The 21,967-nt window shown below is 71.6% G+C and carries 20 protein-coding genes; 14 read left to right on the top strand and 6 right to left on the bottom strand.

Features of this window, described 5'->3' with window-relative positions; translation table 11 throughout:
* Positions 1–121: 121 nt before the first annotated feature.
* Complete coding sequence (locus EFK50_RS09995) at positions 122–2,980, top strand: ATP-binding protein (RefSeq protein WP_281274013.1); 2,859 nt, start codon at positions 122–124, stop codon at positions 2,978–2,980.
* Positions 2,981–2,984: 4 nt separating this feature from the next.
* Here the strand turns inward: EFK50_RS09995 and EFK50_RS10000 are convergent, their stop codons facing one another.
* Complete coding sequence (locus tag EFK50_RS10000) at positions 2,985–3,359, bottom strand: hypothetical protein (protein WP_123227423.1); 375 nt, start codon at positions 3,357–3,359, stop codon at positions 2,985–2,987.
* Positions 3,360–3,507: 148 nt separating this feature from the next.
* Here EFK50_RS10000 and EFK50_RS10005 point away from each other — a divergent pair, with 148 nt between their 5' ends.
* Positions 3,508–3,951: a nuclear transport factor 2 family protein gene (locus EFK50_RS10005; protein WP_123227424.1), complete on the top strand. Its 444-nt coding sequence runs from the start codon at positions 3,508–3,510 to the stop codon at positions 3,949–3,951.
* Positions 3,952–3,955: 4 nt separating this feature from the next.
* Here EFK50_RS10005 and EFK50_RS10010 read toward each other — a convergent pair whose 3' ends face one another.
* Both EFK50_RS10010 and EFK50_RS10015 read right to left on the bottom strand, forming a co-directional pair.
* Positions 3,956–4,477, bottom strand: a complete 522-nt coding sequence (locus EFK50_RS10010) for a LytR C-terminal domain-containing protein (RefSeq protein WP_123227425.1) — start codon at positions 4,475–4,477, stop codon at positions 3,956–3,958.
* The gene (locus EFK50_RS10015) at positions 4,474–4,770 is read right to left on the bottom strand and encodes a type II toxin-antitoxin system VapB family antitoxin (RefSeq protein WP_123227426.1); all 297 of its coding nucleotides are present in this window, start codon (positions 4,768–4,770) and stop codon (positions 4,474–4,476) included. The genes EFK50_RS10010 and EFK50_RS10015 overlap by 4 nt, the downstream gene beginning before the upstream one ends.
* A gap of 105 nt (positions 4,771–4,875) precedes the next feature.
* On the opposite strand from EFK50_RS10015, the gene EFK50_RS10020 reads away from it, so the two are divergent.
* The 5 genes from EFK50_RS10020 to EFK50_RS10040 all read left to right on the top strand — a co-directional run bounded on the left by EFK50_RS10020 (position 4,876) and on the right by EFK50_RS10040 (position 10,290).
* Complete coding sequence (locus EFK50_RS10020) at positions 4,876–6,429, top strand: helicase HerA-like domain-containing protein (RefSeq protein WP_123227427.1); 1,554 nt, start codon at positions 4,876–4,878, stop codon at positions 6,427–6,429.
* A gap of 80 nt (positions 6,430–6,509) precedes the next feature.
* Positions 6,510–7,433 carry an alpha/beta fold hydrolase gene (locus tag EFK50_RS10025; protein WP_123228611.1) on the top strand — a complete coding sequence of 308 codons (924 nt, stop codon included), beginning with the start codon at positions 6,510–6,512 and terminating at the stop codon, positions 7,431–7,433.
* A complete protein-coding gene (locus tag EFK50_RS10030; protein WP_123227428.1) occupies positions 7,430–8,353 on the top strand; it encodes a metal-dependent hydrolase in 924 nt (307 codons plus the stop codon). Before EFK50_RS10025 ends, EFK50_RS10030 begins: the two co-directional genes overlap by 4 nt.
* The gene (locus EFK50_RS10035) at positions 8,343–9,443 is read left to right on the top strand and encodes a PDR/VanB family oxidoreductase (protein ID WP_148046113.1); all 1,101 of its coding nucleotides are present in this window, start codon (positions 8,343–8,345) and stop codon (positions 9,441–9,443) included. The genes EFK50_RS10030 and EFK50_RS10035 overlap by 11 nt, the downstream gene beginning before the upstream one ends.
* A gap of 19 nt (positions 9,444–9,462) precedes the next feature.
* Positions 9,463–10,290, top strand: coding sequence for an SDR family oxidoreductase (locus EFK50_RS10040; RefSeq protein WP_123227430.1), 828 nt, complete (start codon positions 9,463–9,465; stop codon positions 10,288–10,290).
* 37 nt (positions 10,291–10,327) lie between these two features.
* On the opposite strand, the gene EFK50_RS10045 is transcribed toward EFK50_RS10040, so the two are convergent.
* Positions 10,328–10,615 (bottom strand): hypothetical protein, encoded by a 288-nt coding sequence (locus EFK50_RS10045; RefSeq protein WP_123227431.1) that lies wholly within the window; start codon positions 10,613–10,615, stop codon positions 10,328–10,330.
* Between the two features lie 183 nt (positions 10,616–10,798).
* Between EFK50_RS10045 and EFK50_RS10050 the strand changes: the two genes are divergently transcribed.
* The 5 genes from EFK50_RS10050 (at position 10,799) to EFK50_RS10070 (ending at position 17,174) form a co-directional block, all read left to right on the top strand.
* A complete protein-coding gene (locus EFK50_RS10050) occupies positions 10,799–11,821 on the top strand; it encodes a TIGR03617 family F420-dependent LLM class oxidoreductase (protein ID WP_123227432.1) in 1,023 nt (340 codons plus the stop codon).
* Positions 11,822–11,942: 121 nt separating this feature from the next.
* Positions 11,943–13,985, top strand: coding sequence for a sensor histidine kinase (locus tag EFK50_RS10055; RefSeq protein WP_123227433.1), 2,043 nt, complete (start codon positions 11,943–11,945; stop codon positions 13,983–13,985).
* A complete protein-coding gene (locus EFK50_RS10060) occupies positions 13,982–14,638 on the top strand; it encodes a response regulator transcription factor (RefSeq protein ID WP_246004112.1) in 657 nt (218 codons plus the stop codon). The genes EFK50_RS10055 and EFK50_RS10060 overlap by 4 nt, the downstream gene beginning before the upstream one ends.
* Before the next feature lie 125 nt (positions 14,639–14,763).
* Positions 14,764–15,465 carry a DUF4386 family protein gene (locus EFK50_RS10065; protein WP_123227434.1) on the top strand — a complete coding sequence of 234 codons (702 nt, stop codon included), beginning with the start codon at positions 14,764–14,766 and terminating at the stop codon, positions 15,463–15,465.
* Complete coding sequence (locus EFK50_RS10070) at positions 15,462–17,174, top strand: Ig-like domain repeat protein (RefSeq protein ID WP_123227435.1); 1,713 nt, start codon at positions 15,462–15,464, stop codon at positions 17,172–17,174. The genes EFK50_RS10065 and EFK50_RS10070 overlap by 4 nt, the downstream gene beginning before the upstream one ends.
* 61 nt (positions 17,175–17,235) lie before the next feature.
* Here EFK50_RS10070 and EFK50_RS10075 read toward each other — a convergent pair whose 3' ends face one another.
* Entirely contained in the window at positions 17,236–17,907 is a 672-nt protein-coding gene (locus EFK50_RS10075) for a hypothetical protein (RefSeq protein ID WP_123227436.1), read from the bottom strand.
* A gap of 104 nt (positions 17,908–18,011) precedes the next feature.
* On the opposite strand from EFK50_RS10075, the gene EFK50_RS10080 reads away from it, so the two are divergent.
* Both EFK50_RS10080 and EFK50_RS10085 read left to right on the top strand, forming a co-directional pair.
* Positions 18,012–19,133 carry a helix-turn-helix domain-containing protein gene (locus EFK50_RS10080; RefSeq protein WP_123227437.1) on the top strand — a complete coding sequence of 374 codons (1,122 nt, stop codon included), beginning with the start codon at positions 18,012–18,014 and terminating at the stop codon, positions 19,131–19,133.
* Positions 19,134–19,203: 70 nt separating this feature from the next.
* The gene (locus EFK50_RS10085; protein WP_123227438.1) at positions 19,204–20,826 is read left to right on the top strand and encodes a hypothetical protein; all 1,623 of its coding nucleotides are present in this window, start codon (positions 19,204–19,206) and stop codon (positions 20,824–20,826) included.
* A 35-nt stretch (positions 20,827–20,861) separates the two neighbouring features.
* On the opposite strand, the gene EFK50_RS10090 is transcribed toward EFK50_RS10085, so the two are convergent.
* Positions 20,862–21,851: a sugar-binding transcriptional regulator gene (locus tag EFK50_RS10090; protein WP_183407757.1), complete on the bottom strand. Its 990-nt coding sequence runs from the start codon at positions 21,849–21,851 to the stop codon at positions 20,862–20,864.
* Positions 21,852–21,967 lie beyond the last annotated feature (116 nt).

Here is a 21,967-nt window from a genome sequence, read left to right on the forward strand (position 1 = left end):
CCTTACAACTTCCGAGAGAAGTCTTTTTCGATGTGCTGCAACCTTCGTCCGGGCCGCGATTCCGGGGCATCCGTGAGAACTACGTAGGTAACCGAGGGACCCACGTATCTATGCTTCGGGGGTGAAGTGCCCGGCTCTGATCTCTCGAGCCTCGGAAATGGACCTGCTCGGGCAGGCGATCGATGAAGCGGTCGCGGGCGCGGGCCGTGCGGTCCTGCTCACCGGAGAGGCCGGGGTCGGCAAGTCCCGGACCTCCGCCGCGGTCACGGCGGCCGCCGAGGAGCGCGGGATGACGGTGCTCACCGGGCGCGCCGTACGGGCGGTGACGCCGGCACCGCTGCGACCGCTGAGCCAGGCGGTGCTCTCGTGGTTGCGTGCCAACGAGCTCCCCGACACCCCGGAGCTGAACGCCTTCCGTCCCGCGCTGGGCCGGCTGGCGCCGCAGCTCGCTCCCGCCGACGCCGATCGGTCCTCCGCCGAGCAGGCGACCTCGCTGGTGCTGCTGGGGGAGGGCCTGCTGCGCCTGCTGACCACGATCGGCGGCGGCGACGGCGTGGTCCTGCACGTCGAGGACCTGCACTGGGCCGACCCGGAGACCATGGTCGTGCTGGAGTACCTCGCCGACAACCTCGCGGACTCGCCGGTGGTGCTGCTGACGACGACCCGGCCGCTCCCGGCCCCGGCCCAGGAGTCGATGGAGAGCCTCGCGACCCGCGGTGCGCTGACGATGCTGACCCTCGCGCCGTTCGAGGACGGCGCGATCGAGGAGATGGTGCGCGGCTGCCTCGGCGGCGATGCGCCGGCCGAGGTCAGCACGTTCATCCGGGCGAACGCCGGCGGCCTGCCGCTGCTGGTCGAGGAGCTGCTCACCGGGTTGGCCACCGACGGGACGCTCGCCCAGGTCGGTGACGACTGGCGAGTCGACGGCCCCATCGCGGCGTCGGTGCCGCAGACGTTCGCCCGCACGGTGCAGCAGCGGCTGGGCGCGCTTCCGCTGGAGGCGCAGCGGGTGGCGCGCGCGGCGGCCTTGCTGGGCGGGGGCTTCGACTGGTCGGTCCTGCCGGTCGCGCTCGAGTACGACGACGTGACCGTGCTGGACGCGCTGCGGCTGCTCGTCGCCAAGCAGATCGTGGTCAGTACGGCGGAGGGCTTCGACTTCCGGCACGCGCTCACCCGCGAGGCCGTACGGGCGGCGATGCTGCCGCCGGAGCAGGCCGAGCTCGCCCAGCGGCTCTCGGCCGGACTGGCCGCACCCGGGACCACCGCCGACAACGCCGGGATCGCCGAGCTCCAGGAGCTCGCCGGCGATCCCGGGGGCGCCGCCCGGACCTGGCTGCTCGGCGCCCAGGCCGCACTCGGGCGGGGCGCGCTGGCAACGGCGCGCGAGATGCTGGACCGCGGCCTGCGGCTGGTCCCCGCGGACTCGGACACCGGGCTGTCCCTGCGTGAGGTCCTGGTCGACGTGGTCTCGCTGGCCGGCGACGCCGCGGCCGGACTTCGGATCGGTCGCGAGCTGCTCGAGGACCTGCGCAGCGGCGGCGGCGAACCGGCGCGACTGGCGGTGGTCCGCCTCCGGATGGCCCGGTCGGCCTGGTCCAGCGGACGGCTCGACGAGGCGGAGGACCTGCTCGCCGGTGCTGCCGGGTACGACGAGGCCGGCGCCGCGGTGCTGCGCGCCGGGATCGCCCTCGGCCGGTTCCGCCACGAGGAGGCCCTGACGCACGCCCGGCACGCGCTCGAGGTCGTCGGCGACGACTCCCCGGGAGTGGCCTGCGAGGCGTGGGAGCTGATCGGGCGCACCGAGCGCGGCCACGACGTGCTCCGGGCGGAGGAAGCCTACGAGCAGGGGTTCCGGATCGCCGAGCGTCACGACCTCGGCCACTGGCGCAGCCGGATGCTCACCGAGCTCGCCGCGCTCGACACCGTCGCCCGTCGTCCCACCGAGGACCGGTTGCTCGCGGCGCGCGCGGTGGCGCTCGAGACCGGCGCGGTGGCGACCGCGGCCCAGATCGACTGGTACCTGAACATCGTCCGGTTGCGGAACCACGACGTCGACGGCGCGCTGACGATCGTGAACGCCAGCATCGAGCAGATGCAGCGGTTGCAGCTCCCGCTGCTCGGGCCGGCGTACCTGCTCCGCGGCTTCGCGCACGGCCTGGCCGGGAAGTTCGACGAGATGGAGGCGGACATCGCGGCCGGTCTCGCCGTCGACCCGACCAACATCGTGCTGATCGCGGGCGAGCACGCGCACACCCGGGCGCCCGTCGCCCTGGCGTACGCGCGCTACGAGGAGGCCCGGAGCGAGTTCGCGCTGGCGATGACCTGGTACCGCAAGCACCCGGGCCAGCTGTTCACGCTCCGCGGTGCCTGGGCGCTGCTGGAGACGGTCCTGGGCGACGGGCCCGAGGCCGGCGACGCGGCGCGGGCGGAGGTCCGTGACGGTGAGCAGGCGACCACGCCGGCCACCTGGTTCGCGCTCCGGTACGCCGACGCCGTCGCGGCCGGGAGGGCTGGTGACGGGGAGGCGGCGGCCCGGATCTTCGCCGACGCCGAGTGGGCGATGCCGGGCCGGGAGCCGTGGATCGAGCTGCACCTGAGGGCGCTGGTCGCGACTGCGGCCGCCCGGGACGGCTGGGGAGATCCGGTGACCTGGTTCCGGCAGGCGCTGGACGGCATGGTCGAGATCGGTCAGACCGAGGCCGCGTCGGCGACCCGGGCGGCGATGCGCGACGCCGGGATCCCGGTGCCGCGCAAGAGCAAGGGACCGCAGCGGGTGCCGGCCCACCTGCAGCGGATCGGCGTCACCGCCCGCGAGTACGACGTGCTCGAGCTGGCCGTCGAGGGGCTGACGAACGCGGCGATCGCCGAGCGGTTGTTCCTGTCCGCGCGCACCGTCGAGGTGCACGTCGGGCGGCTGCTGCAACGGACCGGGTCGGCCTCGCGCGCCGAGCTCGCCGCCCACCTGGTCGAGCCGGACTGACGCCTCAGAGGCCGAAGGACGGCGGGCTCTCGACGACGGCCAGCTCCTCGGCGACGACGATCCGGTCGAAGCTCCACGAGCGGTCCGGGTTGCTGCGCTGGGCGGCGGCGAGGTCGGCGACGTCCCGGGCCTGGGCCTCGGTGCCGAACTCGACCAGCACCAGGGCGTAGGACTTGTCGACGCTGCGCACCCAGTGCCCGGAGCTGAAGCCCGGCAACCGTCGTACCCACGGGATCACGTCGCCCCGGATCTGCCGCAGCACCTCGTCGGCGCGCGCCGGGTCGAGCTCCATCGTGAGCATCAGGGTCGCCATCGGCTCGCCTCCTAGGTGGTCAAGGGTGTCCACCTTCAGAGTGCTGGCCAGCGTGTCGGCGTACATCCGTAGTCGGTACGTATTCAAGAACCTGCGGCACACTGGGGCGATGGGCCTGGTGAGTGCGCACTCGGTGCTGGCCCAGCTGGCAGAAGAGGCCCGGTCAACCGAAAAGTAGGGCCCACTCAACGTTCGCGAACCTATGATCCCGGGCATGGACAGCGCCCGCCGGATCGAGAACCTGCTCTACACGTACGCCGAGCGGATCGACCGCGGGGACTTCGACGGGGTGGCGGAGCTCTTCACGCACGCCACCATCTACGGCCAGGAGAACGGGCCGCCGGAGACGCAGTTCGTGGGGGCCGAGGGGGCGCGGCGGATGTACGGCATGTCGACGCGCCGGTACGACGACGACGGCACCCCGAAGACCAAGCACCTGACCACGAACCCGATCATCGAGGTCGACGACGAGGCCGGGACCGCCACCTGCCGGTCCTACTACTGCGTCCTCCAGGCGACGCCGGACCTGCCGCTGCAGCCGATCATCACCGGCAAGTACCACGACACCTTCCAGGTCATCGACGGCGAGTGGTGGTTCGCCTCCCGGACGATGTTCGTCGACCAGCTGGGAGACCTGAGCCAGCACCTGCTGTGGTGACGGGCTAGGACGAGCAGTCGGACCCGGTCGCCTTCACCTTGCGCGGGGCTCCGGAGTCGAGCCGCTTGAACTTGTCGCCGATGAAGACGACCACGCCGGGGCCGAGCTCGTCGTCGGCCGCGGTCACCGGGACGTGCTTGCCGAAGGCGAGGGCGACCAGCTTGGCGGTCGGGCTGTCGACGTCCTTGGCGCGGACCTGGACCTTCGGCACGTCGCTGTTCTTGGGGGCGTCCCCGACGGCACCCGCCACGAAGCCGGCGTTCTCGAGCAGGTCGAGGGTGTCCTGGGCGTGGCCGGTCCGCTTGCCGGCGTTGTAGACGCTGACGGTGACGTCGCTGCGCTTCACGAACTGCTCGCCGGGCTCGCAGGCCGATCCGTCGGTCCCGGAGCTCACCTCGTCGACCGGGTCCTTCTCCACCGGGGCGGTCAGCGAGTTGAAGCCCCAGACGGCCATCACCAGGGTGACCAGTCCCATCGCCGCGAGCGTGGCCCAGGAGACGACGTTGCGGGAGTCCGCCTCGCTCATGCGTCGGCCTCGTGGACGCGCGCGTGGACGACGTGCCGCTGCTGCAGCGCGGCGCGCAGGGCCCGGTGCAGCCCGTCCTCGAGGTACATCTCGTCGCGCCAGAGCACGACGTGCGCGAACAGGTCGCCGAAGAACGTCGAGTCCTCGTCGAGCAGGGCGCCCAGCTGCAGGGTGTCCTTGGTGGTCACCAGCTCGTCTAGCCGGACCGGGCGCGGTGGAAGCGCCGCCCAGTCCCGCGGTCCCAATTCATGAGCCGGATAGGGGCGCCCGTCACCGATGCGCTTGAAGATCACTGAGTCATCATAGGAAAGAGGTCCGCACGGTGCCGAAATGGCGGTCCGCCGGCCCGGCGTACGGGTGTGGCACAGTCCTGCCATGGAGACGATGGGAGCGCGACGATGAGTGCTGAGGACATCAAGGCCACGGTGGCGGCCGGATACGAGTTCGAGGGCGCGGCGCTCGAGCTCGGCGGCCTGATGCTCGGAGCCGACGAGCTCACCGACGTGCACGTCAGGATCCCGCTCGGCATGCTCAGCCGGCACGGCCTGGTCGCCGGCGCCACCGGCACCGGGAAGACCAAGACGCTGCAGCTGATGGCCGAGCAGCTCAGCACCGCCGGCGTCCCGGTCTTCGCCGCCGACATCAAGGGCGACCTCTCCGGCCTCTCCACCTTCGGCGAGGGCGGCGAGAAGATCACCGCGCGCGCGGCCTCGGTCGGTCAGGACTGGAAGCAGACCGCGTTCCCGGTCGAGTACTACGCGCTGGGCGGCCAGGGCACCGGCATCCCGCTGCGGGTGACGATGTCCGCCTTCGGGCCGACCCTGCTGAGCAAGGTGCTGGGGCTCAACGACACCCAGGAGTCCTCGCTCGGGCTGATCTTCCACTACGCCGACAAGGCCGGCCTGCCGCTGCTGGACCTGGCCGACCTGCGCGAGGTGACCAAGTACCTGACCTCGGACGAGGGTAAGGGCGAGCTCAAGGAGCTGGGCGGGTTGTCCGCCGCGACCGCCGGGGTGATCCTGCGCGAGCTGATCGCCTTCTCCGACCAGGGCGCCGACGCGTTCTTCGGGGAGCCCGAGTTCGAGACCGGCGACTTCCTGCGGATGACGGCCTCGGGCAAGGGCCTGATCTCGCTGGTGGAGCTGCCGAACCTCCAGGACCGTCCGGTGATCTTCTCGACGTTCCTGATGTGGCTGCTCGCGGACCTGTTCCACGACCTGCCCGAGGTCGGCGACATCGACAAGCCGAAGCTGGTCTTCTTCTTCGACGAGGCGCACCTGCTCTTCAACGACGCCTCGCCGGCGTTCCTGGACGCGATCGCCCAGACCGTCCGCTTGATCCGCTCCAAGGGCGTCGGGGTCTTCTTCGTGACCCAGTCGCCGACCGACGTCCCGGACGACGTGCTGGCCCAGCTCGGGTCGCGGGTGCAGCACCAGCTGCGGGCGCACACCCCGAACGACGCCAAGGCGCTGAAGGCCACCGTCAACACCTACCCGACCAGCGGGTACGACGACCTCGGCGCGGTGATCACCTCGCTCGGCATCGGCGAGGCAGTCATCACCGTGATGAACGAGAAGGGCGCCCCGACCCCGGTCGCGTGGACCCGGTTGCGCGCCCCCGAGTCGTTGATGGGGACGGCGGACGCGGCGGCGATGACAGCGACGGTGCAGGGCTCGGCGCTCTACGCCAAGTACGCCACGCCGGTCGATCGCGAGTCGGCCCGGGAACTCCTCGCCGCCAAGCTGGAGGCGGGTGCCGAGAAGGCGGCGGCGGAGGCCGGGAAGGCTGCTCCGGCGCCGAGCAAGGCGGCCCCGAAGGCGCCGGCCCCGCGTAGCCGGAAGAAGGAGAAGGGTGTCGTCGAGGAGGTCGTGAACTCGACGACCTTCCGCCAGGTGCTCCGGACAGCAGCCCGTGAGATCGTCCGCGGGGCGTTCGGCACCGGTCGCCGCTGAGCCGGTTTCGCCCTCTGTTGAGGGGGAAACGTCCGCGATCCGCTATTGACAGACGTTCAATGACGTAGAACGGTGTGTACATGAGCACCCCGTTTGTCAAAGCCTCCAGCGTCCAGTCCGCCGACGGCACCCGCCTGGCCGTGTTCGAGTCCGGCAACCCCGAGGGACCGGTCCTGGTCGCCGTGCACGGCTACCCCGACAACCACACCGTCTGGGACGGCATCGCCGCCGAGCTGGGCGACCGCTACCGGGTGATCGCGTACGACGTGCGCGGTGCCGGCGACTCCGACAAGCCGGCCGCCCGGTCGTCGTACAAGATCGCGCGACTGGTCGAGGACTTCACCGCCGTGATCGACGCGGTCAGCCCGGACACGCCGGTGCACCTGCTCGCGCACGACTGGGGCTCGATCCAGTCCTGGGGTCCCGTGACCGACCCGGCGCTGGCCCCGCGGATCGCGTCGTACACCTCGATCTCCGGGCCGTGCCTGGACTACGTCGGTGTCTGGATGCGCGACCGCAAGCACCCCGGCGCCTCGCTGCGGCAGGCGCTGAAGTCCTGGTACATCGCGGCGTTCCAGATCCCGGCGCTACCGGAACGGATCGTGAGCCTCGGCGTCGTCGACCGCGGGATCGCCCGCACCGAGCTCAAGGGGCACCCGGCCGGAGCGCTCGCGAACCCGGTCCAGCGCAGCGAGGCGGACAAGGTCAACGGGATCAAGCTGTACCGCGCCAACATGCCGTCGACGCTGGCCCGCCCGCGCCCGGTGCGCACCAGCGTCCCGGTCCAGGTGCTCGCCCCGGTCGACGACGCGTTCGTCTCGGTGCGGCTCGCCACCGAGACGCCGGCGCCGTTCGTCGACGACCTGACCATCAGCGAGATCGCCGGGTCGCACTGGGTCGTCTCGGAAAGCCCGGAACGGGTCGCGGCCTACGTCGACGCCTTCGCCGTCAAGAACGCGCCGGCTGCTCCGGCCGCGACGCGAAAGCGGAAGGCCCGCCGATGAGCGGGCCGGAAGACGTCGCCAGCACTCCGGACAAGGTCGTCCTGCGCGCCCGCGAGGTCCGCTTCGACTGGACCGGGATGCCGCCGTGCTTCATCCCGAACGAGCCGTTCGCCTCGCACCTGCTCAACGTGCTGCACATCCTGCTGCCCGAGGGCGAGCGCTGGTTCGTGAAGATCTTCAGCGAGGCGCTGCCGCTGATCAAGGACGACGAGCTCCGCGAGGACGTGATCGGGTTCATCGGCCAGGAGGGGATGCACGCGCACGCCCACCAGCTGGTCCAGGACTACTTCGCCGAGCAGGGCATGGACAACAGGCCCTACGTGCGCGACATCGAGTTCATGTTCCAGCGGCTCCTGGGCGACCGGAAGCTCGAGGGCAAGAAGAAGGAGGAGTGGCTGATCGAGAGGCTTGCGGTCGTCGCCGCCGTCGAGCACGTCACCGCCTTCCTCGGCAACTGGGTGCTGGACACCCCTGCCCTCGACGCCGCCGGCGGTGATCCGCGGATGCTCGACCTGCTGCGCTGGCACGGTGCCGAGGAGGTCGAGCACCGAGCGGTGGCCTACGACGTCTTCATGCACGTCGACGGCCGCTGGTTCCGCCGGGTGCGCACCTACGCGGTCGGGGGCGTGGTGCTGCTCTGGCTCTTCTTCCGCGGCGTCAAGCACCTGATGGCGGCCGACCCGGCGGTGAAGGGCAAGCCGCACTGGTGGAGCCTGATCCGCTCGAAGCGGAAGGGCTTCACCCCGGGCTACCTGGACCTGCTGCGCTGGTCCTTGCGCTACTTCCGACGGAGCTACCATCCGTCGAAGGAGGGCTCGACCGCCCAGGCGGTCGCCTACCTGGCGCAATCCCCGGCAGCGCTCGCGGCCGATCGGCTCGCCGAGGCGGCGACGGACCCGGGAACCGGTCTTGCCGGATAGCCCGGAGCGCGCCGCTCAGCTCGAAGCCGAACGCCTCCACGAGGACTTCCGGGCGAACCCGCCGTCGCGGAGCATGCGCTTTCTCGGGGTGATCGTCGCGGCGTACGAGAAGGCCTCCGGGTTGTCGGGGCACTACCGGCCGGACATCGTCGAGGTCCGCCGGACCCTGGACGTCGTGGTCGACGAGGTCCGGCAGGAATCCGACGGCGTCCGGAGCTTCCGGCTGGTCGCGGCGGACGGCGGTGAGCTGCCGGGCTGGCACCCCGGGGCTCACGTCGACGTGGTGCTGCCGTCGGGCAGGCAGCGCCAGTACTCGCTGACCGGATCGCCGCGGGAGCACGACCACTACCGGATCGCGGTGCGGGAGATCGCCGACGGCGGGGGCGGCTCCCGGGAGATGCACGCGCTCGAGGCCGGCCAGCCGCTCACGCTGCGCGGACCCCGCAACGCGTTCCCGTTCATCGGGGTGGACAAGTACCTCTTCGTCGCCGGCGGCATCGGGATCACCCCGATCCGGCCGATGCTGTACGACGCGATCGAGCGCGGTGTCGACTGGCAGTTCGTCTACACCGGCCGGGACCGGGGTTCGATGCCGTTCCTCGCCGAGCTCACCGACCTGGCCGCGGCGTACCCGGATCGGGTGCACCTGCGACCCGACGACGAGTTCGGCGTGCCGACCGGCCTCGCGATCCTCGACTACGCCCCGGACGGTGCGGCGCTCTACACCTGCGGCCCGCCGCCGATGATCGACGCGATCCGCCGGGTGATCCCGGCCGAGAACATCGCGACCCTGCACTACGAGCGGTTCTCGCCGCCGCCGGTCGTCGGCGGGGAGCCGTTCACGGTGGTGCTCGCGCGCAGCGGCCACGTCGTCCCGGTCGCCGGGGACCAGAGCGCGCTGGCCGCGATCCGGGCGGTGCTCCCCGACGTGGCGTACTCCTGCCAACAGGGCTACTGCGGCACCTGCCCGGTGGCCCTGATCGGCGGCGACGTCGAGCACCACGACCGCTGCCTGACCGACGCGCAGCGCGAGACCCGGATGACGATCTGCGTGAGCCGCGGGAGCGGTCGCGTCACGTTGGACTTGTGAAATCAGAGAAAGGCACCCCATGTCCTACCCCACCATCGACCTGACCGGAGCCGTCGTCGCGATCACCGGCGGCGCCCAGGGCATCGGCCGCGCGACCGCCGAGGCCTTCGCGGCGAAAGGCGCCCGGGTCGCGATCGGCGACCTGAACGAGGTGCTGGCCAAGGAGGCGGCGGCCGAGTTCGGCGGCACCGGTCACCCGCTCGACGTCACCGACCCGGAGTCGTACGCCGCGTTCCTGGACGCGGTCGCGGCCCAGCACGGCCCGCTGGACGTGCTGGTCAACAACGCCGGGGTGATGCCGAACGGCGGCTTCCTCGAGCTCGACGTCCGGACCGACCGGATGACCATCGAGATCAACCTGTTCGGCGTGCTGCACGGGATGCGGCTGGCGCTGCCGGGCATGCTCGAACGCGGCCGCGGGCACATCGTCAACGTCGCCTCGCTCGCCGGGAAGTTCCCGGTCAAGGGGCTGGCGACCTACAACGCGAGCAAGTTCGCCGTGGTCGGGCTGACCGCGGCGACCCGGTTGGAGTACGTCGACCGCGGCATCAGCATCACCGCGGTGCTGCCCTCGGCCGTGGACACCGCGCTCGCCTCCGGGCTGGACATGAAGCCGATCCCGAAGGTGAAGCCGTCCCAGATCGCCGACGCGGTCGTCGGCTCGTTGCGCTCCCGCAAGGCCGAGATCGCGGTGCCGTCGTACGTCGGGGCGCTGGCGAACGCCGCCACCCTGACGCCGGAGCCGGCGATGAAGGCCTTCCGCAAGCTCGTCCGCGACGACCGGGCCCTCCAGCCCGATTCCGAGGACCGCAAGGCCTACCGCGCCCGTCTAGACCAATCCCGTTGAATCCGGCCGTCTGGTTCGTCGAGTCGGGGGTTCTGGTTCAGAGCGACGCGCGGAGAGCCGGGCTCGGCTCGGTCGGCAGCGCGGCCACGTAGCTGTACGCGCGGTGCGCGGCGTCGGCCTGGGCGTCGGGCGAGGTCTCCCGCGAGCGCTGGACGGGCAGCGCAGGAGCGGCCGGGACGGCCAGCGGAGCGGGCAGCGAGACCGGGCGGGTCACGCCGGGGAGCATCGACCGGGTCGCATCCATCAGTACGGCGGCGCAGGCCGCAGCGATCAGGACGAGCGCGAGCGCGATAACCAGCATGATGACCCCCAGGTCCTCCGTCACCGCACCCTGCGCGGTGATTCTGACCGGAACAACGAGGGCACTGATCCGGGGGTTACGGCTTTTCTCCGGATTTGTCCCGGTTCTTCGCGAGGCCCTTCCAGGGCGGGGGCGGCACCCTGGGCGCCTGCCGCCGGAACCACTAGCCTCAGGCAACCGAACGAGGAGCGCTCCAGGAATGACCCGATGACTGTTCCCAAGGTAGCCACCGACGTGGCTTTCCATGGAAAACCCGAGAAAATAGTTGATCGGGCTCGCGAGGCCGAGCGTCGCGGCGGGATCAGCGGCCTCTTCGTCGCCGAGGCCGCGCACGACCCGTTCATCGCGCTCGCCCTCGCTGCCGCGAGCACCGAACGGATCGAGCTGGGCACCTCGGTGGCCGTCGCCTTCGCGCGGACGCCGATGGAGCTGGCCCACTCGGCGTACGACCTGCAACGGCTCTCGGCGGGCCGGCTGGTGCTCGGGCTCGGCTCGCAGATCAAGCCGCACATCACCCGCCGCTACGGGATGCCGTACTCCCGGCCCGCCGCCCGGATGCGCGAGTACGTGGAGGCGCTGCAGGCGATCTGGCACAGCTGGCAGACCGGCGAGCGGCTGGCCTTCGAGGGCGAGTTCTACCAGCACACCCTGATGCCGCCGATGTTCTCGCCGGGCCCGCTGGAGGTCCCGAGCCCGCGGGTCTGGGTGGCCGCGGTCGGGCCGTTGATGGTGGAGACGGCCGGCACCGTCGCGGACGGGATCATCTGCCATCCGCTGCTCTCGCGGTCCTACCTGGCCGACGTCCTGGCGCCGCAGGTGCAGCGGGCTCGATCCGCCGCCGGCCGGGACCGGGACGGGTTCGAGTTCTCCACCCTGGTGATGGTGGCGACCGGGCGCACCGAGGAGCAGCTGGCCGCGGCGATCGCCGGGGTCCGCAAGCAGATCGGCTTCTACGCTTCCACGCCGGCGTACGCGCCGGTGCTCGAGCACCACGGCTGGCAGGACCTGCACGAGGAGGCGCACGTGCTGACCAAGGCGGGCCGGTGGGACGACCTGGCGAGCCTGGTCGACGACGAGGTGCTGCACGCGTTCGCCGTGGTCGGTGAGCTCGACGAGGTCGGGCCGGCGTTCCGGGAGCGGTTCGCCGGGATCGCGGACCGGGTCACCACCTCGATGCCGTACGCCGCGGACGAGGCCCTGGCGCTCGACGTGATCGCCGCCGGCGGCTGAGCGCCTGACCAGGACCCCGGATCGAACGGCCAGAACGGCCGACTCGACGGACCTTGGCGGCCTGGTTCTCCAGGACATCGAACCCTCTTCTCCGGGCTGCTCGGTGGGGGATACTCGGCCGGTGACGATCCCGCAGTGCCTGGCGGCTCAGCCCCGATGGAGCCTGGCTGCGGGCTCCTGGTGGCGCGTCGCCGGGTACGCCGTCTGGGCGATCTCCTGGGCCCTCGTCGTCCTGGGCCTGCTGCTCGCCCTGATCGGGGCCGGCGAGGACCATGCGCTGCCGTTCGACATCCACGCCGAGTTCTTCGTGCCCGACCTGATCCTCGCCGTGATCTACGGCCCGGCCAGTGCGGTCGTGCTGCGGCGCAGCGGGCACCCGATCGGCTGGATCTTCGCCGCGGTGGCGATCGGCTTCGGCCTCAGCGCGGTCGGCATCCAGTACACCCTCCTCGGAGCCTCCCGGGACGACCTTCCCGGCTACGCCTTCGTCGCCCAGCTGACGACGGCGGCCTGGTTGGTCGGTGCTCTGGCCGGGCTGCTGGTGCTGCCCTGGATCCTGGACCGGACCTCGATCGGACGGCCCTGGCGGGTGGCCGCGGCCGGCGGGGTGGCGCTGACCGTCTTCGCGTTCGGCACCCGGATGCTGATCCAGATCGACGGCGCCCCGGCACCGCCGTCACCGAGCAAGCAGATGTCCCAGTGGGCCTACGACGCCGACGCCTGGATCATCCCGTTCTACTTCTTCTACGGGCTGGCAGGCGCGATCTGCCTGGTCCTGCGCTACCGGCGCGCTCCGGCCGACGACCGCCGCGGCGTGATCTGGGTGGTCGCCAGCATCTCCCTGGCGGCGGTCGCCTACATCCTCTTCGAGACCGGGATGAGCATCGACGGACCGTTGCTGAGCATCGCCTCGTCGGCACTCTTCGCGGCGCACTTCATGCTGCTCGCGGCGGTCTTCGTGCTGGTGGTCCGGCAACCGCGCTGGGGGATGGACGTCGCCGTGTCGCGGGCGACCGTCTGGGCGCTGCTGACCGCGGCGGTGATCGCGACGTACCTCGCCCTGGTCTGGGTGGCCGGCCGGGTGTTCCCGATCAACGAGAACGAGTCCGGCGTCATCGTCGCGGCGTTGCTGGCGCTCGCCGTGACACCGGTACGACGCTGGATGCAGGGGCGGGTCGACCGGCTGGTCTACGGCTCGGCCTCGGACGTGGAGATCCTGCTCGCCAACCTGGGCGCCGACGCCAGCCGGGAGCGGCCCGGCCGGAGCAGCCTGGAGAGCCTGGCCGAGGGGCTGCGCCGGAGCATGCGGCTGCGGTTCGTGGGCGTGGAGTCGCTGCCCGGGCTGTCGACGGTCACCGCCGCGGCGGGCGAGCGGATCGGCTCGACGACCTCGATCCTGCTGAAGGTCCAGGGCCGCGAGGTCGGCACCATGCAGGTCGCTCCGTACGGCGGGGAGCGACTCGACGTGCGCACCCTCCGGATGCTCGAGCAGGTGGCCGGCCTGGTCGCGGTGGCCCTCGAGCTCGCCCAGGTCAACGACCAGCTCGCGTCCGCACGGACCCGCCTGGTCGACGTCCGCCACGAGGAGCGGCGGCTGCTGCGCCGGGAGCTGCACGACGGACTGGGTCCGGCGCTGGCCGGTGCGAGCCTGGCGCTGGCAGCGATCGACAACAACAACCGCGGGCTGAGCGCCGCCGACTCGCAGCTGCTCGGTCAGCTGCAGGAGGAGCTCTCCCGCCGGGCCGAGGACGTCCGCGGGATCGCTCGCGCGCTGCTGCCGCCGGCGCTAGACGACGGCCGGCTCGGGGCCGCCCTCGACGTGCTGGCGGAGCGGTTCAGCGATGCCGGGTTCGCCGTACGGGTCGAGGCGGAGGAGCCGGACCGGATCGACACCCGGCGCCAGGTCGCCGCCTACCACGTCGCCGCCGAGGGCGTCCTCAACGCCTACCGGCACGCCGGCGCCGGCGAGTGCGTGCTGAAGGTGGGCGTCGACGCGGCAGGCGCGGTCACGGTGACGATCAGCGACGACGGCGCCGGGTTCGCCAGCGGCAACGAGAAGGGCATCGGGATCACGTCGATGAACGAGCGGGCGGCCGAGCTCGGCGGCACCTTCAGCATCACCGACGGCCCGGAGGGAACGACCGTTCGGGTGGTGCTGCCGTGACGGCCGCGCGGGACCTGCGGGTCGTGGTCGTCGACGACCACCCGGTCTTCCGGATCGGGATGGTGGCGCTGCTGGAGTCGCTGGACCGGGTCGAGGTCGTCGGTCAGGCGGCCGACGCCGAGGAGGCGGTCCGCGTGGTCGCCGAGACGCTGCCGGACGTGGTGATCATGGATCTCGACCTGGGCACCGGCTCCGGGGTCGAGGCGACCCGGGAGATCGTCCGGGTGCACGCCAAGGTCGGCATCCTGGTCGTCACGATGCTCGGGGACGACGACTCGCTGTTCGCCTCGATCCGGGCCGGGGCGCGTGGGTACCTGCTCAAGGGTGCCTCGGCGGCAGAGATCGAGCGCGCCGTCCGGGCGGTGGCCAACGGCGAGGTGCTGCTCGGGTCCCAGGTCGCGCGCCGCGCGGCGACCTACCTGACCGGGTCGCGGACCAAGGGCGTCCGGCCGTTCCCGGAGCTGACCGATCGCGAGCGCGAGGTCCTGGACCTGGTGGCCCGCGGGTTCGACAACGCCACCATCGCCCGGCGTCTCGTGCTCAGCAACAAGACGGTGCGCAACTACGTCTACGGCATCCTCACCAAGCTCGGCGTCGAGGGCCGCCCGCAGCTGGTGATCCGGGCGCGCGACGAGGGCCTGGGCGCCGACTGAGCACTCCGGCGCCCTGGTGATCGGGACCAGTGGCCCTGGAGGACGGGCCGTCGGGACGCCCAGGCTCGCGGTTGCCGGTCACCCGACCGGGCGGCACCGCCGCTGACCCGAGAGAAAGCTGTCCCATGTCTGCCCCCTCCGACCTCCTCGTCGAACCGACGACGAACCAAGAACGCGGCTTCACCGCCTGGCCGCTCTGGCTCGCGCTGACCGGCCTGCTCGGCGTGGCGTCGACCGTCGCCTTCGACAAGCGCGTCGACGCCGACGGCGACTTCGACTACCCGGTCACGGTCGCCGACATGGCCGACCTCGACCACCTGTTCTTCCGGATCGGTGGCTTCACCGGCTACCTCACCGTGATCGCCATGCTGGTCACCGCGGCTGTCTGGCGGCAGCGGGTCGAGCGCCGGCACCCGTGGTCGGTCGGCGCGACCGTGGTCACCTTCGGGCTCGTCTCCGCTGCCGGAGCGATGGCCCTCGTCTACGGCTGGAAGGGCGCGCTGGGCAACTACCTGCACGGGGCGGCCGAGGAGAACACCTACGACGACCAGGGTCTCTACGTCCTCTACAACATCAACGACTTCGGTCCGTACTTCGCCTGGCTGCCGGTGCTCGTCGCCGCGCTCGGCCTCGCCTACATGGCCTTCCGCGAGGGACTGGTGTCGAAGGTGCTGGGCTTCTTTGCGGGGCTGATGGCCGTGCTCCTGCTCGGCATGGTCGCGGTCACCGGGGTTCCCGGACTGCCGGCGCTGATCTCGGTCGGGGTGCTGATCGCCGGCATCTGGCTCGCGGTCGGCCGCAGCGCGATCACCCAGGAGGAGAAGTGAGGAGCCGGCGGCTGCCCTTCGTGGCCCTGGCAGCGGCCGCGCTGGTCGCGGTCTCGGGTCTGCCGGCGCAGGCCGCGCCGCCTCCGGGCGGAGGTGACCCGGGCCCGGACGTGACGCCGCCGAAGATCACCGTCACCGCACCTGCGGGTGCCTGGGAGGGCTGGTACTCGCACCCGGTCGAGATCGAGATCAAGGCGACCGACGCCGGCAGCGGCGTCGAGTCGCTGACCTGGACGCTGACCGGGACCCAGAACGCTTCGGGTGATGCGAACCCGTCGAACGTGGTCGTCGCCCAGCCGGGTGTCAGTACGTTCGACATCACGGCCGTGGACTTCGAGGGCAACGCCAAGACGGCGCGGTACGGCGTCGGCATCGATCCGCACCTCCCGACCATCACCCTCGGCGGTACCGCGACCGAAGGCATGGTCGTCGCCAAGAATGCCGTCCGGACGCTGACCTACACCTGCGCCGACGCGCTGACGGGGATCCGGTTGTGCACCGGCGACGTGGCCTCCGGCGAGGCGGTGCCGACGAGCACGGTCGGGCCGAAGATGGTCGAGGTGTGGGGGATCGACCGGGTCGACAACCGTGCCGGCAAGGTCCTCAGCTACACCGTGGTGGAGTCGGCGCTACAAGCCAACCGGGTGCCCACGATCTCCGGGACCCGGCGCGCGGGAGCCACCCTGACCGCCAGCGGTGCCGCCTTCACCCCGGCGGCCGACACCCTGGTCTACGAGTGGACCCGTGACGGCATCGCGGTCGCGACCGGTCCGACGTACGCGCTCAAGCAGGCGGACATCGGCACGAGCATCGCGGTCCGCGCGAAGGGGTCCAAGGCCGGGTACGCCGACGGCGTCACGAGTGCGGTGAACGCCGGCCCGATCCTCAAGGAGCTCTTCACGGTCACCGGTCCGATGGCGTCCCTCCAGGGCACCCCGGCGGTCGGGTCGACGCTGACGCTGGTGTCACCGACGTTCACGCCCACGCCGGAGACGACGACCTACACCTGGAGCCGTGACAGCGAGCCGATCCCGGGAGCGAACCTCCCGACGTACCAGCTGACCCCAGCAGACGCCGGCGCTCGGATCGTGGCGAGCATCACCGTGCAGAAGCCCGGCTTCGAGAGCGTGCTGGTGTCGGCCCCGGCGACCGTCCCGGTGCAGGCGTCCGAGCTCGGCGTGACCCGTCCGGTGACCCTGGTCGGCTCGGCCAAGGTCGGGCAGACGCTCCGGGCGACGGCTCCGGTCTTCGACCCGGTGGCGACGACGGTCACCTACCAGTGGCTGCGCGACAGCACGCCGATCAGCGGCGCCGCCTCGTCGTCGTACAAGCTGGTCGCGGCCGATGCCGGTCGCCGGATCACGGTCCGGGTGGTCGGGTCCCGGGCCCAGTACGCCCCGACGATCTCGGACGCGGTGTCCGCGAAGGTCGCCAGGGCGACGCCGAGCATCGCCGCGGGCGCCAAGGCGCGGGGCAAGAAGAAGGTGCGGGTGACCGTCAGGGTCAGCGCAGCCGGAGCGGTTCCGACCGGCAGGGTCACGATCAAGCGCGGGTCCAAGGTCGTCGCGACCAAGGCGCTGACGAACGGCCGGGTCACCATCGACCTGGCCCGGCAGAAGAAGGGCAAGGCCGTCTACACGGTCGTCTACTCGGGATCGGCCGCCGTTGCGAACGGGGCGGCGCGGACCAGGAGCATCACGATCCGCTGACGAGACGGGGTCCCGGTTCTCGGGCCGGGACCCCGCTCCGTGGGCGCACCGATCCGCGCAGTCAGAGCCAGCCGACGCTGCCGAGGACGATCGCCAGCACCACGTCGACGGCGAGCATCGCGCCGACGACCGTGAACCGGCGCCTGTTGCTGGACATGTCGAAGACGGTGGCGGCGATCCAGAAGAAGGTGCCGTAGCCGAGCACCACGATCGGCAGCAGGAACGGCTCGTTCCAGTACCACCAGGACCAGTGGAAGATGCCGGCCCGGTGCAGCAGCACCTCGACGAAGACGCAGAAGCAGGACCACCAGGCGATGTAGACCCAGCGGTTCGGCAGACCGAGCAGGCGACGCTCCTTGTCCGCCGGCAGGAACTTCACGAACTCGACCCCACTGATCAGGAAGAGGAAGACGATCTCGATCGACCAGCCGACCAGGATCAGGTACGCCGTGTCGCCGGTGACCGCCCACAGCGGAGCCTTTCCGCTGGCGTGCAGCCAGGCGGAGTTCACCAGCTCGTTGAAGACGTCCATCAGGAAGAAGGCCAGGCCGGCGGCGACGATGTCGAACCGCTTCCGCTCGACCTCGTTGGCGTAGACGTACATCACGATGCCGAGGAACGTGACGACGTACCAGTGCAGGTTGGACGGATCGCGGAGCTGGGAGAGCGCCTCCCGGGTCGCGCCGGTGAGGCGGTCCGGGTCGAGGCCGAGGGCGGTGATCAGCGCGAGCATGGTCGTCGACGCTACGGCGTGAGCGAACGACCGGACCTGAGGAGTTCGCTATCCGCGGCCACGGTTTCTTGTGGAATCCCACAACTAGGGCGTAGACACGTCCGGTGACCGAGATCGAGGACAGGATGCGCCCCCACCTGGAGGCGATGTGGGCCGACCGGGATCGGCTGGTGCAGCAGGTGACCCGGGCCGTGACGAGCCAGGTGCCCAGCTATGCGGTGACGCCGTCGAGCGAGGTCTGGATCGGGATGACCCGGATCCTGGAGCGGGTGGCGTACGGCGATCCGTTCGCGCCGCCGACCGAGGACGACCGGGTGGCCGCCTACGGCACCGGCGCCCAGGGTGCGCGCGCGGGCATCGCCCCAGAGGATCTGGTCGCCGCGGTCCTGCTCGGAGCGCGCGAGGTGGAGGCCGACGTGCTGGACCGCGCTGCCGCCGCCGGACTGTCCGCGGAGCAGCTGCTGCTCGCCTCGGGGCTGGCGCGCCGGTGGGCCGAGCAGATGGCGGTCTGGGCGACGCAGGGCCTGGTCGGGGCGGCGCGCGACCACTCCGAGCGGCACGTGATCGAGGAGCGCCTCGTCCTCGGGCTGCTCCAGGACGCGCCGCGCGGCGTGGTGCTCGAGCAGGCCGCCGGGCTCGGCGTCGACCCGGGCCGGGACTGGTTCGCGGTGGTCGCGCTCGGGGTCGCCGACGACGACCCGGCGGCGGCGACGGCCCTGCGGCTGGCCACGCCCGGGGCGCTGTGGGCGACCGTCTCCGACGGTGCCGGTCAGGTCGAGCTGGTCGGACTGGTGCCGCGGATTCCGCGGGTGCCGGACGAGCTCGTCGTCGGCGCGGCCGGCCCGGGGACCCTGTTCCGGGCGACCCCGATGCTGCGCGACGCCGCCCGGGCCGCTCGCGTCGCCCGGCGCTTCGGCCGTCGGGGCGCCTCGGACCTGGACGCTCTCGGGCTGCTGGTGCCGCTGCACGAGGACCCGGACCTGGCGGCCCGGTTGACCGCGCGCTGGATCGCGCCGCTGGAGGCGGAACCGCGGCACCAGCTGGTGGCGACCCTGCGCAGCTGGATCGCGCACGACGGCCAGGTCGAGCTGGTCGCGCGCGAGTTCGCCGTGCACGCGAACACCGTGCGCAACCGCCTGGTCCGGATCGGCGATATCCTCGGCCCGGAGTGGCGAACGCCCCCATGCCGGGCGGAGATCTGGGCTGCGCTCCAAGTTGACGAGTAGGAAGTTGTAGCGATCTCCAGGCGAGTCGCGCTCGGGCTTCCGTTGAATGAGCGAGGACCGAGGAGGCCCCATGCTCCGTCGTACGACGACCGCCCTGCTGCTCAGCGCCGGGATGCTGGCGACCGCTGTCACCGCCCACCCGCTCAGTGCCCGGGCCGGCGGCATCCCCGGTCTGCCCGGATCGGATGTCGAGCTCGTCGACGTGGTCGCCCAGGTGCCCGGGCTGATCGACGCCCTGGTGACCAACCGGGGTGACATGCTCCGCTGCCCGGACCTCGCCGGCGGCACCATCGGGACCGGCGAGAGCCCCGGTCAGAGCGGTCGCAGCGGCGTCGACGAGGGCAACCCGTTGCGCGCGGGCGACGCCAGCAAGGCGCCGCGCACGCTGCCGCGCCAGGTCGTCTTCCGCAGCAGCACGCAGACCTTCAACCGGCGCTTCCAGTTCGCGATCGCGCGTGGCACCATCTGGTACAAGTCCAACACTGCGAGCACCGGCATCCGGGAGCCGTGGGCGCACCTGAAGGTGCCGCCCTGCTTCGAGGGCCGGGTGGCCGGGATCTCGGTCGACGACGACGAGCTGATCGCGATCGACGACGCCCGGTGGATCTACGGGATGGACGGCGCGCTGCGCACCCCGAACCACTTCAACTGGACGCTGCGCTGGGGGCGGCCGTTCTGGACCGGTCCCGGCATGAAGCTGCCCACCGGGATCCAGTCCTGGACCTGGTCGGTGCTCTCCAAGCTGGAGGACAAGACCTGGTCCGACGACGCCGGCAACAAGCACAAGGTCGGCGACGGGAAGGTCTCGCACATCTGGCTGCTGAGCCATCGCGGCCAGCGGCTCACCTACCTGGACCCGTGGCTGCCGCCGGACCAGAGCTACGAGCTGTGCAGCCCTTACCGCGGCCGGTTCCGGGCGGCGGCGATGTCGGCCAGCGGGTCCACCGTCTTCCTCGTCGGCCGGTACGGCGACCTCTACACCCGGCTCTACGACTTCGACATCGCCGGCGCCGACCCGCTGTTCTTCGACTACTCCTACGAGGACCAGCGCGGCGCGGCCAAGCCGGTGATCCAGCTGCCGTCGCCGGGCTGGATCCGCCAGCCGAAGATCCCGGGCCGGATCACCGACCGGATCAGCATCCACAAGACCGGGTCGGGCTCGGCCCACCGCCAGCTGCGGGTCGAGGGCGTCCGTCGCGGCCGGGTCGGCTTCTGGCACAAGGACTCGACCGCTCCGCGCTGGCGATTCACCCCGACCGGCGGACGCCTCGTCGGCGACCGGCTCCGCAACCCCGCGCGGAACACCTCGGGCCGCGGGCTGGGCGCCTCGGAGGACCGCCGGTACGTCGGCACGACCGCGGCCGGCGACCGGATCACCATCCCGTCGTTCAACGCCTACTGCACACCGACCCCGGTGCAGGTCCGGCTCCGCACGGGCGAGTCGTTCGCGCTCCGGCTGCACACCGTCGACAACATCCGCCAGTTCCGGCAGGGGCGCGGGCTCGGCACCGCCAAGCGGATGTTCAACGGCGTCCTCGAGGTCCCGCCGGCGTTGCGTCGTACCGAGGATCCGCAGGTGCGCGCGTTCCTCGACCGGCTCGGCGCGACCCGGTTCATCGACGCCAACCTGGACGCGACGCTGGGCACGCTGAAGTTCCGGCACCAGCCGTGGACGCTGACGCACGCTCCCTGAGATCCGGCGCCCGCTCCGGACCGGGAGGAGAACCCTCAGCCCTCCGCGAGCACGAACTCCGCGGTCTCCCGGTCGGTCACGAGGACGTCGATCACCCCGGTGCGCAGGGCGGCGGTGATCGCCCGACGCTTGTGGGCTCCGCCGGCGACGGCGATGACCCGGGCCTGGCGCAGTTGCTCGATGGCGATGACGACGGTGCGGTCGCTGAGCGGGGTGCGGATGAAGTGCCCGGTGCCGTCGAACGGGTGCAGGAGGAGGTCGCCGACGACGCCGTTCATCCGGAGCCGTTCGAACTCCGCGGGCTCGAGCCCGCCGGACCCGATCAGGGCGGAGCGGTCCTTGTCCTCCATGCTGCCGATGCTGACCAGTGCCGTGGTGACGTCACCGAAGCGCTGGATGGTCTCGGCGACGGCGGGGTGCCGGAGCATCTCGCGGCGCAGCGGCAGCTCGCCGAGGACGGCCGGCAGCGGCAGCGTGTGCGCGCGGCCGCCCAGGCTCTGCGCGATCCCGATGGTGAGCTCGATCGGGCCCTGCCCGCGCTGCATGTTGGCGAAGGCGCCGCAGAGCTGGACGACGGGGATCCGGGCGCCGGTCTGCGCGGGCAGGTGCGCGGCGATCCCGGCGATGGTCGATCCCCAGGCCACGCCGAGGACGTCGTCCTTGTGCAGCAGCTGGGGGAGCCAGGCGGCGGCGACCCGGGTGACGGCATCGCGGGTGGCGGCGTCCCGGCTGGTGGCGCCGGCCTCCTCGTAGCCGTCCGCGACGAGGGCGTGCTCCAGGCCGAAGCGACGTTCCAGGGCCTGGCTCAGCCGGTGGTCGATGAGGGCGTCGGAGCGGATCTCGATGGAGACGATGCCCGCGGCGCGCGCGTGCTCCAGGAGCCGCGCCACCTTGAAGCGGGAGAGCCCGGTGGCGGCGGCGATCTCCTGCTTCGTCAGCTGCTCGACGTAGAAGAGCCGCGCGACGTGCGCGGCCATCGGGTCGGCCGCTGCCGGCGCGGGAAGGGGAGTCGGATCATCGCTCATATGAGCAGAACTGTGCTCATATGATTGACCACCTGTCAATCGCCTCCTAGGTTTCGGGCCACCGATCCGCAATGGGCCGGCCTCGGGATCCGACATCAGGAGCAAGGAGACCACCG

Source organism: Nocardioides marmoriginsengisoli (assembly GCF_003725695.1).
Taxonomy (GTDB): domain Bacteria; phylum Actinomycetota; class Actinomycetes; order Propionibacteriales; family Nocardioidaceae; genus Marmoricola; species Marmoricola marmoriginsengisoli.

Coding starts and splice junctions, on each gene's coding strand:
- EFK50_RS10000 (WP_123227423.1), bottom strand. CDS start 3,359: ATGTACGCCGACACGCTGGCCAGCACTCTGAAGGTGGACACCCTTGAC.
- EFK50_RS10005 (WP_123227424.1), top strand. CDS start 3,508: ATGGACAGCGCCCGCCGGATCGAGAACCTGCTCTACACGTACGCCGAG.
- EFK50_RS10010 (WP_123227425.1), bottom strand. CDS start 4,477: ATGAGCGAGGCGGACTCCCGCAACGTCGTCTCCTGGGCCACGCTCGCG.
- EFK50_RS10020 (WP_123227427.1), top strand. CDS start 4,876: ATGAGTGCTGAGGACATCAAGGCCACGGTGGCGGCCGGATACGAGTTC.
- EFK50_RS10025 (WP_123228611.1), top strand. CDS start 6,510: ATGAGCACCCCGTTTGTCAAAGCCTCCAGCGTCCAGTCCGCCGACGGC.
- EFK50_RS10030 (WP_123227428.1), top strand. CDS start 7,430: ATGAGCGGGCCGGAAGACGTCGCCAGCACTCCGGACAAGGTCGTCCTG.
- EFK50_RS10040 (WP_123227430.1), top strand. CDS start 9,463: ATGTCCTACCCCACCATCGACCTGACCGGAGCCGTCGTCGCGATCACC.
- EFK50_RS10050 (WP_123227432.1), top strand. CDS start 10,799: ATGACTGTTCCCAAGGTAGCCACCGACGTGGCTTTCCATGGAAAACCC.
- EFK50_RS10065 (WP_123227434.1), top strand. CDS start 14,764: ATGTCTGCCCCCTCCGACCTCCTCGTCGAACCGACGACGAACCAAGAA.
- EFK50_RS10075 (WP_123227436.1), bottom strand. CDS start 17,907: ATGCTCGCGCTGATCACCGCCCTCGGCCTCGACCCGGACCGCCTCACC.
- EFK50_RS10085 (WP_123227438.1), top strand. CDS start 19,204: ATGCTCCGTCGTACGACGACCGCCCTGCTGCTCAGCGCCGGGATGCTG.
- EFK50_RS10090 (WP_183407757.1), bottom strand. CDS start 21,851: ATGAGCGATGATCCGACTCCCCTTCCCGCGCCGGCAGCGGCCGACCCG.